The organism is Amycolatopsis sp. (assembly GCF_035276945.1).
Taxonomy (GTDB): domain Bacteria; phylum Actinomycetota; class Actinomycetes; order Mycobacteriales; family Pseudonocardiaceae; genus Amycolatopsis_E.
Genome location: NZ_DATELF010000099.1, coordinates 55,904 through 71,757, shown reverse-complemented (window position 1 = coordinate 71,757; position 15,854 = coordinate 55,904). Strand labels below are relative to the sequence as shown.

At 70.3% G+C, this 15,854-nt stretch carries 17 protein-coding genes; 12 read left to right on the top strand and 5 right to left on the bottom strand.

Going from position 1 to position 15,854, the window contains the following annotated elements:
- The first annotated feature begins 176 nt into the window (after nt 1-176).
- Entirely contained in the window at nt 177-2,792 is a 2,616-nt protein-coding gene (locus tag VJT49_RS17175; protein WP_324165832.1) for a CHAT domain-containing protein, read from the top strand.
- A 20-nt stretch (nt 2,793-2,812) separates the two neighbouring features.
- Here the strand turns inward: VJT49_RS17175 and VJT49_RS17170 are convergent, their stop codons facing one another.
- The 4 genes from VJT49_RS17170 to VJT49_RS17155 form a co-directional block, all read right to left on the bottom strand.
- On the bottom strand, nt 2,813-3,622 hold the full coding sequence (locus VJT49_RS17170; RefSeq protein WP_324165831.1) for a serine protease: 810 nt from the start codon (nt 3,620-3,622) through the stop codon (nt 2,813-2,815).
- A 177-nt stretch (nt 3,623-3,799) separates the two neighbouring features.
- A complete protein-coding gene (locus VJT49_RS17165; RefSeq protein WP_324165830.1) occupies nt 3,800-4,615 on the bottom strand; it encodes a serine hydrolase domain-containing protein in 816 nt (271 codons plus the stop codon).
- Nucleotides 4,616-4,720: 105 nt separating this feature from the next.
- Nucleotides 4,721-5,941 carry a PTS transporter subunit EIIC gene (locus VJT49_RS17160; RefSeq protein ID WP_324165829.1) on the bottom strand — a complete coding sequence of 407 codons (1,221 nt, stop codon included), beginning with the start codon at nt 5,939-5,941 and terminating at the stop codon, nt 4,721-4,723.
- Entirely contained in the window at nt 5,938-6,705 is a 768-nt protein-coding gene (locus tag VJT49_RS17155; RefSeq protein WP_324165828.1) for a GntR family transcriptional regulator, read from the bottom strand. The genes VJT49_RS17160 and VJT49_RS17155 overlap by 4 nt, the downstream gene beginning before the upstream one ends.
- Before the next feature lie 170 nt (nt 6,706-6,875).
- Here VJT49_RS17155 and VJT49_RS17150 point away from each other — a divergent pair, with 170 nt between their 5' ends.
- Both VJT49_RS17150 and VJT49_RS17145 read left to right on the top strand, forming a co-directional pair.
- Entirely contained in the window at nt 6,876-7,112 is a 237-nt protein-coding gene (locus tag VJT49_RS17150; RefSeq protein WP_324165827.1) for a PTS glucose/sucrose transporter subunit IIB, read from the top strand.
- Nucleotides 7,109-7,561 carry a PTS glucose transporter subunit IIA gene (locus VJT49_RS17145; protein WP_324165826.1) on the top strand — a complete coding sequence of 151 codons (453 nt, stop codon included), beginning with the start codon at nt 7,109-7,111 and terminating at the stop codon, nt 7,559-7,561. The genes VJT49_RS17150 and VJT49_RS17145 overlap by 4 nt, the downstream gene beginning before the upstream one ends.
- 6 nt (nt 7,562-7,567) lie before the next feature.
- On the opposite strand, the gene VJT49_RS17140 is transcribed toward VJT49_RS17145, so the two are convergent.
- Entirely contained in the window at nt 7,568-8,026 is a 459-nt protein-coding gene (locus VJT49_RS17140; protein WP_324165825.1) for a Rieske (2Fe-2S) protein, read from the bottom strand.
- Between the two features lie 122 nt (nt 8,027-8,148).
- Between VJT49_RS17140 and VJT49_RS17135 the strand changes: the two genes are divergently transcribed.
- The 9 genes from VJT49_RS17135 (at nt 8,149) to VJT49_RS17095 (ending at nt 15,740) form a co-directional block, all read left to right on the top strand.
- Nucleotides 8,149-8,550 carry a hypothetical protein gene (locus VJT49_RS17135; protein WP_324165824.1) on the top strand — a complete coding sequence of 134 codons (402 nt, stop codon included), beginning with the start codon at nt 8,149-8,151 and terminating at the stop codon, nt 8,548-8,550.
- The gene (locus VJT49_RS17130; RefSeq protein WP_324165823.1) at nt 8,547-9,059 is read left to right on the top strand and encodes a sigma-70 family RNA polymerase sigma factor; all 513 of its coding nucleotides are present in this window, start codon (nt 8,547-8,549) and stop codon (nt 9,057-9,059) included. Before VJT49_RS17135 ends, VJT49_RS17130 begins: the two co-directional genes overlap by 4 nt.
- Nucleotides 9,056-9,688, top strand: coding sequence for a zf-HC2 domain-containing protein (locus tag VJT49_RS17125; RefSeq protein WP_324165822.1), 633 nt, complete (start codon nt 9,056-9,058; stop codon nt 9,686-9,688). The genes VJT49_RS17130 and VJT49_RS17125 overlap by 4 nt, the downstream gene beginning before the upstream one ends.
- A 411-nt stretch (nt 9,689-10,099) precedes the next feature.
- Nucleotides 10,100-10,744, top strand: a complete 645-nt coding sequence (locus VJT49_RS17120) for a prepilin peptidase (RefSeq protein ID WP_324165821.1) — start codon at nt 10,100-10,102, stop codon at nt 10,742-10,744.
- A 33-nt stretch (nt 10,745-10,777) separates the two neighbouring features.
- The gene (aroC, locus tag VJT49_RS17115) at nt 10,778-11,968 is read left to right on the top strand and encodes a chorismate synthase (RefSeq protein WP_324165820.1); all 1,191 of its coding nucleotides are present in this window, start codon (nt 10,778-10,780) and stop codon (nt 11,966-11,968) included.
- Nucleotides 11,965-12,489: a shikimate kinase gene (locus VJT49_RS17110; RefSeq protein ID WP_324165819.1), complete on the top strand. Its 525-nt coding sequence runs from the start codon at nt 11,965-11,967 to the stop codon at nt 12,487-12,489. Before aroC ends, VJT49_RS17110 begins: the two co-directional genes overlap by 4 nt.
- A 98-nt stretch (nt 12,490-12,587) precedes the next feature.
- A complete protein-coding gene (aroB, locus tag VJT49_RS17105; protein ID WP_324165859.1) occupies nt 12,588-13,685 on the top strand; it encodes a 3-dehydroquinate synthase in 1,098 nt (365 codons plus the stop codon).
- Nucleotides 13,682-14,113 carry a type II 3-dehydroquinate dehydratase gene (gene aroQ, locus VJT49_RS17100; RefSeq protein WP_324165818.1) on the top strand — a complete coding sequence of 144 codons (432 nt, stop codon included), beginning with the start codon at nt 13,682-13,684 and terminating at the stop codon, nt 14,111-14,113. The genes aroB and aroQ overlap by 4 nt, the downstream gene beginning before the upstream one ends.
- 154 nt (nt 14,114-14,267) lie before the next feature.
- Entirely contained in the window at nt 14,268-15,740 is a 1,473-nt protein-coding gene (locus VJT49_RS17095; RefSeq protein WP_324165858.1) for a beta-xylosidase, read from the top strand.
- The last annotated feature ends 114 nt before the right edge of the window (nt 15,741-15,854 follow it).

Sequence of the window (15,854 nt, the reverse complement as noted above, 5' to 3'; positions counted from 1 at the left end):
CTTGATGGCGGGCTCGGTTCAAGTGGCGACAATCAGTTCTCAGGCAGGAACGGCTGTTCCGGTGTCAGCCGACTGCGGGCCTGGCTGCGCCGATGGCTCGGCCAAATGATCGCCCGCCTGCCGAAGTTCCTTCGGCAGGCGGGCGTTTTCTGCCAGGGCTGTGCTGTCATAGGTAGGTGCCAGAGACTAAGCCGAACTCATCCGCGGTCATACGTGAGGCTCGTGAGTTACACCGGAGCGGAGTCAACGCAGCGTGCTCGGCCCGTCATCACGAAGGGTTGCGCTTGCTGCGCAGAGGCTTGGCACTGTTGGATTCGATCCTCCAGGTGGACTCCGAGAGCAACCTTGACTGGCTGGTTGTTCGTATCCGGCTGACCTGCTCTTTGGCGGCCTTGTCGTCAGAGCTGAGCGGGGACGTCGCATCAGGCCTGGCCCAGTTGGACGATATCCGCGTGCTAGTTGAGCGGTTAGCGGATCCGGCATTGCGGGCGGAGCTGGCCGGAGCTCTGAACCACAACTACGGATTGCTGCTCCTGTCCGCAGGGCGCAACGACGACAGCTTTGCCTACTTCGACGCATCGATTGAAAACAAGCAGCTCTGGGTGAGATGGGCGGTGGACAGGATTGCCGCCGTGGATTCCTTGCTCGGCACGATGTCGACTCGCGGCGGAGTGTACACGCGTGTGGGAAACGTCCGGCGTGCCCGAGTAGACCTTGCCCAAGCGCTCGCGCTCGCGGAACGGCACGAGCTTTCCATTCAGGGGGCCGACGTTCGTCGCACGCTCGGGAACTTGGAACTGCGGGCAGGAAACATACCGACCGCCTTGCGGCTGTTCGAGGAGAGCGACCGAACGTATCGGGCTCTGGGCGTGGAGATGTTCCCCTGGCTTCGTGTGAACCGAGCACATGCGTTGCTCGCCGCGGGGCTGGCGAACGAGGCTGGGGAGCAACTCGACGAGATTTTGCCCAAGATGATCGAGAAGCAAAGCACCACCCTCGATCTCGCTGGTGCGGAGCTGTTCCGCGCCACCGCGGCGTTGATGACCGGCGAATTCGACTTGACGCGGGAGTTCGCGGACTCAGCGCGTCGGCGAATGCGCCGGTGGGGATGCGGGACCTGCGTCGCCAACGCGACGATCATCGGACTTCGTGCCGACACCGAGGAAGCCTTCCGGTCCGGCGACATCCCGGCCTCGCTGCCCGCTCGCGCATTGCGCGCGGCGAAGGCGATGTCGAAGCCTCGCCTGTCCGATCAGGCGGCGACCGCCCGGATGCTGGCGGCCCGCCTGGACATCCGGCGCGGGAACCTGAAACGCGCGGCCGAGCTGGTACGTCAGATCCCGCGGCCGGGCCAGGTGACCCCGATCGACTACCGCATGCTGCGCCGCCTGTGCCGGGCGGAACTCGCCGCGGCGCAAGGAAACCGCGGCAAAGCGCTTTCCGAAATCCGCGCGGGGCTGGCCGAACTCGACCGCGTCCGCGATCGCATGGTCGGGCTGGAACTGGTGTCCGGAACAGCGTTGCACGGCCAGGATGTCGCGAACCTGGCCGTCAAACTGGTGCTCGCGGGCAACAACCCGAGAAGGCTGTTCGACTGGCTGGAGCGCACCAGGGCGCAGACCTATCGGTATGAACCAATCGCAGGAGGAAACGATCCGGAGCTGGCCGAGCGCGTCGCCGAGGTGCGCAGCCTGGGCCAGTCCATCCACCAGGCCCAGCACGACGGGCACCCGACCGCAACGTTGCGGGCCCGGCGCGCGGAGTTACTGCGGGAGGCGCACCGGCTCGGCTGGCATGCCGGCCGGTGGGGCAAATCTCGCCCGGTCGCCGGTCTCGACGAAATCGCCGTTCAGCTCGGGCGGCGTGCGTTGGTGAGTTTCGCGTCCTCGGGGGACGACCTGGTGGCCGTGGTCGTGGTCGACGGCCGCTGCTCGATGGTGCGGCTCGGCTCGGCGGCGCAGGCCGCGGAGCGAGCCCACATGCTCAACGCCGACCTCGACGTCCTCGCGCCCGACCACCTCCCGGACACTCTCGCCGAAGTGATCCGACGCTCGGCATGCAAGCAGGCCGAACTCCTGGACACCCGGGTCATCGAGCCACTCGTCGGGCTGCTCTCCGATCGCGACCTGGTCGTGGTGCCGACCGGGGCTCTCTACGCCGTGCCGTGGGGCGTGCTGCCGAGTGTGCGGTCCCGGCCCGCGGTCGTGGCGCCGTCCGCGACGGCCTGGCTCGCCGCCGAACGCGTGCGGACTCCCGGCGCGCGGAAAACCGTGTTGGTGCGTGGACCCGGCCTCACCGGAGCCCGCGGTGAGATCGACAAGCTGGCCAAGCACTACACGACCGCGACTCAACTGTCGGAGGATGATGCGACGGTCAGGTCCGTCCTGGCAGCGTTGGACGGCGCGAAGCTGGCACACATCGCCGCCCACGGTGCGCACGAACCGGAGAACGCGCTGTTCTCTCGGCTGGAGCTGGCGGACGGGGCGTTGTACGCGCACGAAATGGCCGGGCTGCGGAGGCCGCCGCAGCAGGTCGTGTTCGCCGCGTGCGAACTCGCACTCAACCGGATCCGGCCGGGTGACGAGCCCCTGGGCTTCGCGAGCGCGCTGCTGGCGAGCGGGTCGCGAACGGTGATCGCGCCGGTGACCCGGGTCGGCGATCAGACTTCGGCGGCCGTGATGGACGACTACCACCGCGCGCTCGCCGCGGGCGCGAAGCCGGCTTCCGCGCTGGCGGAGGCGATCGCCGCGGACCCGTTCGGGCGGCCGTTCGTCTGCCTCGGCGCGGGCTGAGGCAGACGAACGCCGTGCCGCTACCGCGCTATCGTTCCGCTGGGGGAGATCCGGTTGGTGATGTTGGTGGAGAAGGACTGGACCTCGCCGTACACACCGTAGAACTTGGGCTCGGCGCAACCCTGGCCCCAACTCACGATGCCGACCTCGACCCAGTCACCGGCCGAGTTCTTCTTGACCATCGGCCCGCCCGAGTCGCCCTGGCAGGTGTCCACGCCGCCCGCCGCGTAACCGGCGCAAACCTCGTAAGCCGGCTGGAGGTCGCTGCCGTAGGACTGCTGACAGGTGGAGTCACTGACGAACGGCACCGTGGCGTACTTCAGATACCGCGACTGGCCGCCGCCTTCGACGGTCGCGCCCCAGCCCATGATGGTGAAGGTCCCGCTGTAGAGCGAGGTTTCGCCCTGCGCGGCGTACTTCAGGAACGGGATCGAAGAAGGCGCCGACGCGAGTTCGATCAGCGCCCAGTCCTGTGCGCCCGTGCTGGCGTACTGCGGGCTGCGGTAGACGTAGGTGGACTTGATCGACCGGCCGCCGCTGCCCTGCAGATCGACCTTGCCGAGAGTGGCGGTGATGCTGGTGTTGCTGCCCGTCCGGCTCACGCAGTGCGCGGCCGTGAGCACGACTCTGGACGCGACCAGCGCGCCGTCACATCCGATGGACAGCTGGACCATCCACGGGAACTGGCCCTGGGACGCGTTCTGGCCGCCGACGATGAACGGCGTCGCGTCGGGGGCGGCGGGGGCGGCTTGGGCGGAGCCGGCCACCAGAGTGCCGATGGCAACGCTCGCCGCGGTCACGACCACGGCGAGCTTGGCGAAAATGCGCATGAAAAGGAGACCTCCGCGGGGTGTGGGGGATCGCGCGGGGAAAACAGCGCGTGATCGAAAACTAGCGCGCTGCGACGATCCCCATAACCGACGAAAGTCGCTAAATCGGCCCCGTCGCCCGCCAATTCGCCGCCATCTTGCCGGCGCGGTGGGACCGTGGTGCCGGTTGGTGCGGGATCAGGCGTTCAGTTCAGCGAGAACGCCGTCGGTGAACCGCGGCCACACTTCCGCGGCCCACGGCCCGAAGTCACGGTCCGTCAGTGCCACGCACGCCACGGCGGCGTCCGGATCGACCCAGAGGAAGGTGCCCGACTGTCCAAAGTGACCAAACGTGCGGGGTGAGCTGCGCTCTGAGGTCCAATGTGGACTCTTGTGGTCCCGGATCTCGAAGCCGAGGCCCCAGTCGTTCGGCTTCTGGTGGCCGAACCCGGGCAGCACCCCGGTCAACCCGGGAAAGGTGACCGTGGTCGCTCCGGCCAGCGTCGCCGGATCGAGCAGCTTCGGCCGCTGCAACTCGGCGGCGAACGCGATCAGGTCGCCCAGGGTGGACACCGCTCCGGCGGCGGGGGAACCGTCGAGCCTGGTCGCCCCCATGCCCAGCGGGGCGAGCAGTGCTTCCGCCTGGTAGTCGGCGAAGGCGATCCCCGAGTGCCCGGCGAGCGCGTCCGCCAGCTGCTCGAAGCCCGCGTTCGAGTAGAGCCGCCGGGCGCCCGGTGCGGCCATCGTCCGGTGCTCGTTGAAGGCCAGCCCCGAGGTGTGGGCCAGCAGGTGCCGGATCGTCGAGCCCTCCGGACCCGCCGGAGTGTCCAGCTCGACGACGCCCTCCTCGATGGCGATCAGCGCCGTGTACGCGGTGAGCAGCTTGGTCACCGACGCCAGACGGAACTCCCGCCGCATGTCCCCGTACTGCCCCAGCACGTCACCACCGCTGCTTACGACCGCCACGGCCGCATTGCCCACCGGCCATTCCGCCACCGCCCGCACACTCTCCATGCCCTCACCCTACGAACCCCCGTACGCGCCCTCGAGGCCACCTTGTCCGGAAAGGGATCCGGGAGTCGCACTCCGGACCGCACCGTGGCCTCGAGGGGGCGTGCGCTATTCGCGGGTGTCGCCGGCGTCGGAGTTTTCGTCCTCACGGCCGGGTGTGCGGAGGTTCCACTTTTTGATCACCCAGCTGAACACGAAGTAGTAGATCACCGCGTAGGCCAGCCCGATCGGGATCAACAGCCACGCCTTGCTGGCCGCGGCCGCCCCGGAGTTGAGCGCGAAGTCGATCGCACCCGCCGAGAACGAGAACCCGAGGTGGATGCCCAGCGCGTTGCAGATCGCCAGGGACAGCCCGGTGAACACCGCGTGCAGGATGTACAGCGGCCACGCGACGAACATGAACGCGAACTCGATCGGCTCGGTCACACCGGTCAGGAACGAGGTCAGCGCCGCGGAGAGCATGATGCCGCCCACCACCTTCTTCTGCTCCGGCCGCGCCGCCCGCCAGATCGCCAGCGCCGCCGCGGGCAGCGCGAACATGAAGATCGGGAAGAACCCGGTGGTGAAGGCGCCCGCGTTCGGGTCGCCGGCGAAGAAGTTCTTGATGTCGCCGCCCTTGAAGATGAACCAGACGGGCACGTTGATCAGCTGGTGCAGGCCGATCGGCAGGAGCAGACGGTTCAGCGCGCCGTAGATACCACCACCGATGACCGCGTTGCCGGTCACGCCGTTGCCGATGTGCTGGATCACGTTGTCGACGGCTGGGAAGATCAGGCCGAAGACCACGCCGAGCAACAGGAGCACGACCGAGTTGATGATCGGCACGAAGCGCCGCCCGCCGAAGAACGCCAGGTACGGAGGCAGCTTGATGCGGTGGAAACGCTGCCACAGCACGGCCGTCACCAGCCCGACGATGATCCCGCCGAGGACGCTGTAGGGCCAGTAGATCGGCTGCAGGTACCAGCCCGGTTTGAAGCCCTCCAGGTCGCCGATCGGCGCGAACACCTGCACGACTTTGTTGAACACCACGAAGCCGACGACGGCCGCGACACCGGTCGAGCCGTCCCCTCGCCGCGCGAAACCGACCGCGATACCGATCGCGAACAGCAGCGGCAGCCAGTCGAACAGACCACCTCCGGCGGCGGCGAGCACCGCGGCGACCTTCTTCGTCGCGTCCCAGCGGCCGAGCATGTCGTCCTGACCCAGCCTGCTGAGCAGGCCGGCCGCGGGCAGTGTGGCGATGGGCAGCATGAGGCTGCGGCCGAAGCGTTGCAGCCCGGCGAGCCCCCGACCCTTTCCTCTGGTTACGTCCGTGGTGGTCGCACTCACGGGATACCTCCATCTTCGGTGGGGACGCCAGCGTCCAACTGCATGGTCAGCTGGTACCGGTCGCCCCGGTACCAGGAGGTCATGTCCTCCACGGGCTGCCCTCGATGGCTGGAAACCCGACGGAAGACCAGGAGCGGGTCGCCCGCGCGGATGCCGAGCAGCCGTGCGGTCTCCCGGTCCGCCGCTTCGGACCACACCGTCTGCCAGGCGTGCTCGAAGCGGACGTCATAGTGGTGGGCGAGCGACTCGTAGAGCGACTGCGTGAGATCCAGGTCGCGTAGGCCGGGCAGGTGCGCGGGGTGGTACCAGCCGCGCTCGAGTGCCATCGGCATGCCGTCGGCGCGCCGCAGCCGGATCAGCCGGTGGGCCGGTTCCCCGGGCTCCAGGCGGAGGGCGTCCGCGGCCGCCGGCAGCGGGAGTTCGGTGCCGCAGTGCAGCACCTCGGTGGTGGGCATGAGCCCGCGCCGCCGCATGTCGCCGGTGAACGACATCAGGTAGAGCTGCAGCTCCATCCGGCGTGACGCGGTGAAGGTGCCCTTGCCGCGGGCCCGGGTGAGCAGGCCCTCCTCGACGAGCTTGCCGATCGCCGAGCGCACGGTCAGCCGCGAGACCCGGTAGCGCTCGGCCAGCTCCCGCTCGGACGGGATCGGGGAACCCGGGGGAAGCTCGCACTCGATCGTGCGGCGCAGGATTTCCCGCAACTGCGCGTGCTTCGGCGTGGGTCCTTCGACGACACGATCTCCGATGGCGTGCTGTGCCGCCATGCCGCCACCTCCGGTTGGTCTCGGCTTGGCCGAGGGTCTCGCCCCGGTCGCCCGCGATTGGTACGGTCCGGTCTAGACCAGTTCTTGGTGGGGCAGAATGCTCCGCGAGCCACTGGAGTGTCAACAACCGTTACGGGTTCGTGCCCGTGACAGAGCTAAGGAGGTCCGCCGTGGTGGATGACCGGCCGGAACGGATTCTCGCGGCGCTCGGAGGCGCGGAGAACGTGATGGACATCGAAGGCTGCATCACGCGGTTGCGCTGCGAGCTGCAGGACGGTTCGGTGATCGACGAGGCGGCGCTCAAGCAAGCCGGCGCGCACGGCGTGCTGAAGATGGGCTCGGTGGTCCAGGTGGTCGTCGGGCCGGAAGCGGACACGATCGCCGGCGACATCCAGGACCTGCTGTGAGCCTGACGGTGACGAGCCCGGTGGCGGGCAGGGCGGTGCCGATGAGCGAAGTGCCGGATCCGGTGTTCGCCGAAGCGATGGTCGGGCCGGGCGTGGCGGTGCGGCCCGCGGGCGGCAGGCAGGACGCGGTGGCGCCGATCGACGGCACGGTGCTGACCCTGCATCCGCACGCGTTCGTCGTCGCGTCGGCCGACGGCAAGGGCGTGCTGGTGCACCTGGGCATCGACACGGTGAAGCAGAAGGGCGAAGGATTCACCCTGCACGTGGTGAAGGGCGAGTCGGTGCGGGCGGGGCAGCCGCTGATCAGCTGGGACCCGGACGCGGTGCGGGCCGCCGGCTACTCGCCGGTGGTACCGGTGGTCGCGCTCGACGCACCGGCCGAGGCGCTCTCCGGGCTGCCCACCGGCGGCGATGTGACCACCGGCGAGCAGCTGTTCGTCTGGGGCTGAGCATCCTCAGGCGGTGACGACCTTGCCGTTTTCGACCTTCACGGCGATCGACGGCAAGGGCGTCTTCGCCGGGCCCTTCTCAACGGCTCCGGTGAGGGCGTTGAACACCGACCCGTGACACGGGCAGTTGAGCTTGTTCCCGCTCGGGTTGACCGCGCAGCCCTGGTGGGTGCACGCGGCGTCGAAGGCGACCACGTTGTTCTCCGCGGGGCGTGCCACGATCGCCTTCTTGCCGCCGATCTCGACGGCCTTGGCGCTGCCGACGCTGATCTCGGACAGCGAAGCGACACTGGTGCCGGAAGCCGGGGCGGCCGCGGGGGAACCCCCAGAAGATCCGGAAGAGCTGGAGCTGGTACCGGAGTCACTGCTGCCACAGGCGGCAAGCGCGACCGCTCCGGCTGCCGCGCCGACAGTGGCGACGCCGGTGGTCAGGACGGTACGACGGGTGGGCGTTTCAGCAGTCATGTGTGTTGACACGAGACGACCCCTTGTTCGGTTCAACTGGTTCGGGATTGAACCGAAACGTGCCCTCTCCCGTGAGTAAGGGTCGAGGTAGATTGTCTCCGATCGGGAGAGGGGCGGCGGCCATGGTCGCGTGGGTACTGCGGATCCTGGTGATCCTGGGTTTGCTCGGTTCGGCGTGGGTGCACTACGACCTGTGGCAGAACGATGGCTTTTCCGACATCGACGTGATCGGGCCGATGTTCCTGGTCAACGCGGTGGCCGGGGTGGTGATCGCGATCGGCGTGCTGGCCTGGCACCACTGGCTGCCGGCGTTCCTGGCGATCGGGTTCGGCGCGGTCACGCTCGCCGCGTTCCTGCTGTCCCTGCGCTCCGGCGGGTTTTTCGGCGTGCAGGAGCAGTTCGACCCGTCCTCCCCGAGCTGGCTTCCCGAGCTGTGGGGCGTCATCACCGAGGCCGGGTGCGTCGTCTTCGGCATCCCGCTGCTGTTCGTCCAGGCGCGGTCCCGGCAGCTCGCCAACGTATGAGGGATGCCGCGGAAGACCAGTTGATGCGGGCGTTGCATGATGATCACGCGGCCGCGCTCTGGTCCTACGCGCTGAGGCTCACCAACGGCGACCGCGCCCGGGCCGAGGACGTGGTGCAGGAGACCCTGCTGCGGGCCTGGCGGCATCCGCGGGTCCTCGACCAGTCGCGCGGGTCGGCACGGGCGTGGCTGTTCACGGTGGCGAGGCGGATCGCCATCGACGGCTGGCGGTCGGCGGCGGCCCGGGCCGAGGTGAGCACCGACGAACCGCCGGACGTCGCCCTGCCCGACGACACCGAGCGCGCCGTGCAGGGCTGGCTTGTCGCCGACGCGCTGGGCGAGTTGTCGCCCGCCCATCGGGCGGTGCTCGTCCTGTGCTTCTTCCACGGCTATTCGGTCAGTGACGCGGCCGCCCGGCTGGGCGTCGCCCCGGGCACGGTGAAGTCCCGGACGCACTATGCGCTGCGCGCCTTACGGCTCGCGCTGGCGGAACGAGGGGTGACCCAGTGACCAGGCAGGGAGACCCCTTCGCGACCTTCGACGGGGCCTACGTCCTCGGCTCCCTGTCGCCGGAGGACCGGGCCGCCTTCGAGCAGCACCTCAAGGAGTGTGCCGCCTGTGCCAGGGCCGTGCAGGAACTGGCGGGCCTGCCCGGGCTCCTGGCCCAGGTGACCCCGGACATGATCGAGGTCGAGCCGCCGCCCGCGGAGTCGCTGCCGTCGGCGTTGAAGCGGGTCCGCCGGGCCCGGCGCCGCCGGGTGTTCGTCAACACGGGTGTCGGCGTGGCCGCGGCGGTCGCGGTGGCGCTGTCCATCGTGCTGTCCACGGACACCGGGGAGACCGGTACGGCGATGACGCCGCTCGGTGCCTTCCCCGTCCAGGCGGTCGCGGCGGTGCAGCCGGTGTCGGGCGGTTCCCTTGTCGACATGTCGTGCAGCTACCGCGGCGCCGACCGGGGCGCCGACTACCTGCTGGTCGCGGTCCGGCGTGACGGCGGCGAGGCGGAGCTGGCCACGTGGTGGGCGGACCCGGACCGCACGGCGAAGATCTCGATCGGCACGGCCCTGGCGCCCGGGGACATCCAGGCCCTGGAGATCCGTACCACCGGCGGCCTGCCCGTCCTCCGCTGGAACCCGTAACCCCCGCTCCCCCCGCGAGTCGGGCTTTCGCGCCGTGCGAGTCGGGCTTTGCGCGCGCCCGAGTCAGGCTTTCGCGTCCTGCGAGTCGGGCTTTCGTGCCGTGCGAGTCGGGCTTTCGCGTCGCCTGAGTTCGGCCTTCGTGTTGTGCGAGTCCCGCACCCGGGTGGTGTGAGCCCGCTTGAGGCGTCCCACCTGGCCTTCGCGTCGCGTTTTCTGGCGTTGACGGCCTTCCCCCGGCGCTTCGGCAGGCGGCTTACGGCGGCGGTTTCACCGTGCGCGCTCTGCGTCCCGATTCCAGTGCCGCCGCGTTACGTCACCTTTTCGGAGATTTCTCGCCGATTTTCGTACGTATGGTCCATTCGCTCGTTTTCCTCCTTGCCATCCGGTTTCGGATCGGTGGAGACTGCGTTCGTGGACGCGAAGATCTTGATCGCCTTCCCGGCGGGCGGAATGGGTGCCGGGGCTCTCGGCTGGCACGCGCTCCGGCGGGCCCGTTCGCCGGCGCCGGTGCCCGCCGGGCCGGTCGTGCTGGGCGCCGGGCTCCTCTGGCTCATGGCGGGAGCCCGGTGGCTCACCGGCGCGTGGCCGGCCTGGTGGTTGCCGGTTCCGTTGACGCTCGCCGCGCTGGCGGTGCCGCTGGCCGTGGCCGATCTGCGCTACCTGCGCCTCCCGGACGTGTTGACGCTGCCCGCCTATCCCTTGCTCGGTCTGGCGGTCGTCGCGGCATCGGTGGCCGGAGCCGGCGGCGGGCTCGCGGTCCGCGCACTGCTCGGCGGGCTCGCGTTCGGTGGCCTCCACCTGCTCGTGCACGCGTTGTCGCGGCGTTCGCTCGGCGCGGGTGACGTCAAGCTGGCGGGTGTGGCCGGTGCGGTGCTGGGCGCCGTGGGGTGGCACGCCGTGCTCACCGGAGGGGTGCTGGCCGCGGTCGTCACGATGATGCTGGCGATCCGCCCCCGGTGGCGGGGTGGCGTGCCGCACGGGCCTGGGCTGCTGGCCGCCACGTGGTTGGTGACGGTGTTTCCCGGGAGCGGATCGGGGGTGGGTATGGGCACCTGAAGCGGCGGACGCCCGGCGTGACAGGATCGACGGGTGTTGCGCTGGATAACCGCTGGTGAGTCGCACGGGCCGGCGCTGGCCGCCGTGCTGGAGGGAATGGTGGCCGGGGTCGAGGTCACCACCGCCGACGTGAGCGAGCAGCTCGCGCGACGGCGGCTCGGATTCGGCCGGAGCCCGCGGATGGGGTTCGAGACCGACCACATCGAGTTCCTCGGCGGAGTCCGGCACGGAGTCACCCAGGGTGGCCCGATCGCCGTGCACATCGAGAACGCGGAATGGCCCAAATGGGAGAAGGTCATGGCCGCCGATCCGGTGGAACCGGCCGAACTCGCCGGTCTCGCCCGGAACGAGCCGCTGACCCGGCCGCGGCCAGGACACGCGGACCTGCCCGGCATGCAGAAGTACGGCTTCGACGAGGCGCGCCCGGTTCTCGAGCGAGCCAGCGCGCGGGAGACCGCCTCGCGCACCGCCCTCGGCACGGTGGCGCGGGCCTTCCTGAGGCAACTGCTGGGCGTCGAGATCATCAGCCACGTGGTCTCGATCGGGGGTGCGCGGGCACCGGAAGGCCCGCTGCCCGGACCGGACGATCTCGCCGCCATCGACGAAAGCCCCGTCCGCGCGTTCGGCCAGGCGGGCACCGACGCGATGGTGGCCGAGGTGGACGCGGTGCGGAAGGCGGGCGACACGGTCGGCGGTGTGATCGAGGTGATCGCCTACGGGCTGCCGCCGGGCCTCGGCTCCCATGTGCACTGGGACCGGCGGCTCGACGCCAGGCTGGCCGGAGCGTTGATGGGCGTGCAGGCCATGAAGGGGGTCGAGGTCGGTGACGGTTTCACCACCGCGCAGCGGTGGGGCAGCCAGGCGCACGACGAGATCGACCGCGGCTCCGGGCCGGTCGGGGTCACCAGGCGCTCCAACCGGGCCGGCGGGCTCGAAGGCGGGATCACCAACGGCGAGCCCTTGCGGGTGCGGGTGGCGATGAAGCCGATCTCCACCGTACCCAAGGCTCTGTCCACAGTGGACGTCGCTACCGGTGAGCCCGCGGTGGCCATCCATCAGCGCTCCGACGTCTGCGCGGTGCCGCGGGCCGGGGTCGTGCTGGAGTCGGTGGTCGCGCTCGTGCTCGCCGACGCCGCGCTGGAGAAGTTCGGTGGTGATTCGCTGGCCGAGTCCAGGCGCAACGCCGAGGCCTACCTCAAGGCGCTGGAGGAACGGTGGTCGTGAAGCCCTGCCTGGTGATCGCCGGGCCACCCGGTTCCGGTAAGAGCACGGTCGGGCCCCTGCTGGCCGAGTCGCTCGGGGTCGCGTTCCGGGACACCGACGACGACATCGTGGCCCGTGCCGGAAGGTCGATCACGGAGATCTTCGCCGAGGACGGCGAACCAGGGTTTCGCGCGCTCGAAGAGGAGGTGGTGGCGGTCGCGCTGGCCGAGCACGATGGGGTGCTCTCGGTCGGCGGGGGAGCGGTGCTCGCGACGGGCACCCGGGAGCGGCTGCGCGCGCACGACGTCGTGTTCCTCAACGTCGGGTTCGCCGCCGGGGCCCAGCGGGTCGGCCTGTCCACGGCCCGCCCGCTCCTGGCCGGGGTGAACCCGCGCGCCACCTACCGGTCGCTGCTCGAGGCCCGGCTGCCCGTCTACCGTGAGGTGGCCACCATCGAGGTCGCCACCGACGGGCGCACGCCGGCCGAAGTGGTCGCCGCGATCGTGCACGAACTCGACAAGAAGCTGGAGGCGACGCCGTGACCGGCTCTGTGCCGTCCGGGGGCGCGGTCCCCGGCACCCGTCCGGGAGCAGGCCCCCGGACGCCCTCCCGAACCCACCGCGCGGCGGCGGGCGATCCGGTGCGGATCCCGGTGAAGACCGGGCGGCCGTATGAGGTGCTGGTCGGCCGCGGTCTGCTCGGCGACCTCACCGAGGCGGTCCGGGACGCCACGAAGGTCGCGCTGATCCACCCGCCGACCCTCACCGCAACCGCCGAGGCGATCCGTGACGAGCTGATCGCCGCCGGGCTGGACGCGCACCGCGTGGAGGTCCCGGACGCCGAGGACGGCAAGGCGCTCAAAGTCGCCAGCTTCTGCTGGGACGTGCTGGGCCAGATCGGCCTCGACCGCCGAGGCGTCGTGGTCGGGCTCGGCGGGGGCGCGGTGACCGACCTCGCCGGTTTCGTCGCCGGCACCTGGATGCGGGGCGTGCGCCTGGTGAACGTGCCCACCACCCTGCTCGGCATGGTCGACGCGGCCGTCGGCGGCAAGACCGGGATCAACACCGACGCGGGCAAGAACCTGGTCGGCGTGTTCCACGAGCCGAGCGCGGTGCTCGCCGACCTGGCCGCCCTGGAGACCCTGCCACCGAACGAGCTCGTCGCCGGGATGGCCGAGGTGGTCAAGGCGGGCTTCATCGCCGATCCGGTGATCCTCGACCTGATCGAGGGCGACCCGGCCGCGGCCGTCGACCCGGGCGGCGCGGTCCTCGGCGAGCTGGTCCGGCGCTCGATCCAGGTCAAGGCGGACGTCGTCGCGGCCGACCTGCGCGAGTCCGACCTGCGCGAAATCCTGAACTACGGGCACACCCTCGGACACGCGATCGAACGGCGGGAACGCTACCGGTGGCGGCACGGTGCCGCGGTGAGCGTCGGGCTGGTGTTCGCCGCCGAGCTGGCCCGGCTGGCCGGCCGCCTCGACGACGCCACGGCCGAGCGGCACGCCCGCGTGCTCAACCTGCTCGGCCTGCCCACGACCTACGATCCCGACGCGCTCCCCCAACTGCTGGAAACCATGCGCGGTGACAAGAAGACACGGTCCGGGGTGCTGCGTTTCGTCGTGCTCGACGGCCTGGCCAAACCGGGCAGGCTGGAGGGCCCGGACCCCGCGTTGCTCGCCGCCGCCTACTCCGCCGTGGCCGCGGACCCGCCGTCGCCAGGCGGTAGCGTGCTGCTGTGAAGATCTTCGTGTTCAACGGCCCGAACCTGGGCCGGCTCGGCAAGCGGGAACCGTCGGTCTACGGCGCCACCACGCACGACGAACTCGCCGAGTTGTGCGTGAAGACCGGCACGGAGCTGGGCGTCGAGGTCGAGGTCCGGCAGACCGACCATGAGGGAGAACTGGTCGGCTGGCTGCACGAGGCGGCGGACGGGGGAAACCCGGTGGTGCTCAACGCCGGCGCTTGGACGCACTACTCCATCGCCGTCCGTGACGCCGCCGCGCAGCTGACCGCACCGCTGATCGAGCTGCACATTTCCAACGTGCACAAGCGGGAACCGTTCCGGCACCACAGTGTGCTCTCGGACATCGCGACCGCGGTCGTGGCCGGGCTCGGCGTCTCCGGATACCCGCTGGCGGTGCGGTGGCTGGCAGAGCACCAGGGATGAGGGCGAACGCCCGAACCCTGCCCGGCAAGATCGGGTGTCACCCGAGCGGGCTAGTGAGTCTCTACACTGGCTCGTGCCGTCGCCCACCGGCGGCCGCGGGAAGCTGGAGGGGTGGGGTTTGGCGTTGCGCGGTGTCCGGTGGAGGCTGGCCGGTGTGCTGGTCGCGGCCCTCGCCGCGGCAGGCCTGGCCGGCTGCTCGGCGGCCGGGCAGACGCAGGCCGAGGGCGCCGGGCAGAACGGCGGTATCGGCGGCGACAAACCGGCGGCGAACCCCGGAGACGTCCCGCTGACCACCGGCGCGAGCCGCGCCAGTGGTGGAGTGGTCGCGGCGGGCGGACCCGGCACCCCCTACAACTACGGCCCCACCGTGATGCTCGACGGCGACCGCGCCCGCACGTGGTGGTGCAGCCAGTCCCCGGCCGCGCCACCACCCGGCGACGACATCCTCTACGGCGAATCGGCCTCCCTCGACGGACCGTTCACCGGGCCCGGCGGGACCACGCCCCCCGCGGTTCTTTCCGGCGACCCTGGCCACTTCGACGGCGCACATACCTGCGACCCCTCGGTGATCCGGGTGGACGGGACCTACTACCTCTACTACACCGGCGCGGCGGGCGATCACGCGCTCGGGAACTCGATCGGTGTGGCCACCAGCAGGGACGGCCGCACCTGGACACGGGCCAACGACGGCAACGCGATCGTCGGGCCGGCCGAGGACGTGCACCGCGACAATCTCTACGGAGCGGGGCAACCGGCGGCCGTGTACCTGGACGGCTGGTTCTACCTGATGTTCACCGACACCACCGGCCGGGGCGCCGGGTGGAACGGCGCGGGACAGTTCGTGCTGCGCGCCAAGGACCCCACGTTCCGTACCGGTGTGGAAGCCTTGGAGGACAACGGTTTCGCCCCCGTCCCCGGCACCGCGGCCCCTCGTACCAGATCGGTGGTGGACGCCTTCAGCGTCGATCTGATGTGGGTCGACGCGCTCAACGCCTTCGCGATCGCGCACGAGACCGACGGCGGTACGACGATCACGTTCTTCGACCGCGACTTCGCCACCAGGCCCTACCGCGCCGTGGTGATCCCGGGTACCTGGCGGGAGGGACCGGGCCTGGTGCGGCGGCCGGACGGGCACGCGCCGGTCTCGATGGCCGACCCGTGCGGGCGCGTGCCGGTGGACGTGGTGCGCGCGACCGTCATCGGTGAGGCGGGCGCGCCGACCGACCTGCGCCGGTTCGGCCTCGATCTCACAGGTGTCAGCGGCTGTGCGAACCAGGCGCAGGCGCTGGCGACGCTGAACGGTTTCGCCATGCCCTCGCCGGTGCGCACGATGGATTTCGTGGTGGACGGCAGGCTGGTCCGGATCGACCGCCGTTCGGTGGCGGAGAAGCTCGCCACGCGGGTGCTCGACCAGCGGATCGTGGCGCTCGGCCAGGTTCCGGTGGCCGCGCGCCTGGCGTCCGGCGCCGCCGCGGTGCAGGCCCCGAGCTACGGTTTCGGCCTGATCCTCGACGACGGCAGGCTGTGGCCGGTCGCCTCGGCGGACATCGTCGCGATGAACGGCTCGGCCGTCACGTCGATCACCGACGCGCAGTGGCGCGACCACCCGCCGGGCCCTCCGCTGTGAAACTTTCGCGTTTGCTGCTGGTTCTTCTGGTCGTACTGGTTGCTCTGGTTCTTCCCGCGGCCGCGGCTCCTTGTTACCCTCGGACGAAAACCGGCTACCGAAAGACACGGGTTG

Coding starts and splice junctions, on each gene's coding strand:
- VJT49_RS17170 (WP_324165831.1), bottom strand. CDS start 3,622: ATGCGCATTTTCGCCAAGCTCGCCGTGGTCGTGACCGCGGCGAGCGTT.
- VJT49_RS17165 (WP_324165830.1), bottom strand. CDS start 4,615: ATGGAGAGTGTGCGGGCGGTGGCGGAATGGCCGGTGGGCAATGCGGCC.
- VJT49_RS17155 (WP_324165828.1), bottom strand. CDS start 6,705: ATGGCGGCACAGCACGCCATCGGAGATCGTGTCGTCGAAGGACCCACG.
- VJT49_RS17140 (WP_324165825.1), bottom strand. CDS start 8,026: ATGACTGCTGAAACGCCCACCCGTCGTACCGTCCTGACCACCGGCGTC.
- VJT49_RS17135 (WP_324165824.1), top strand. CDS start 8,149: ATGGTCGCGTGGGTACTGCGGATCCTGGTGATCCTGGGTTTGCTCGGT.
- VJT49_RS17130 (WP_324165823.1), top strand. CDS start 8,547: ATGAGGGATGCCGCGGAAGACCAGTTGATGCGGGCGTTGCATGATGAT.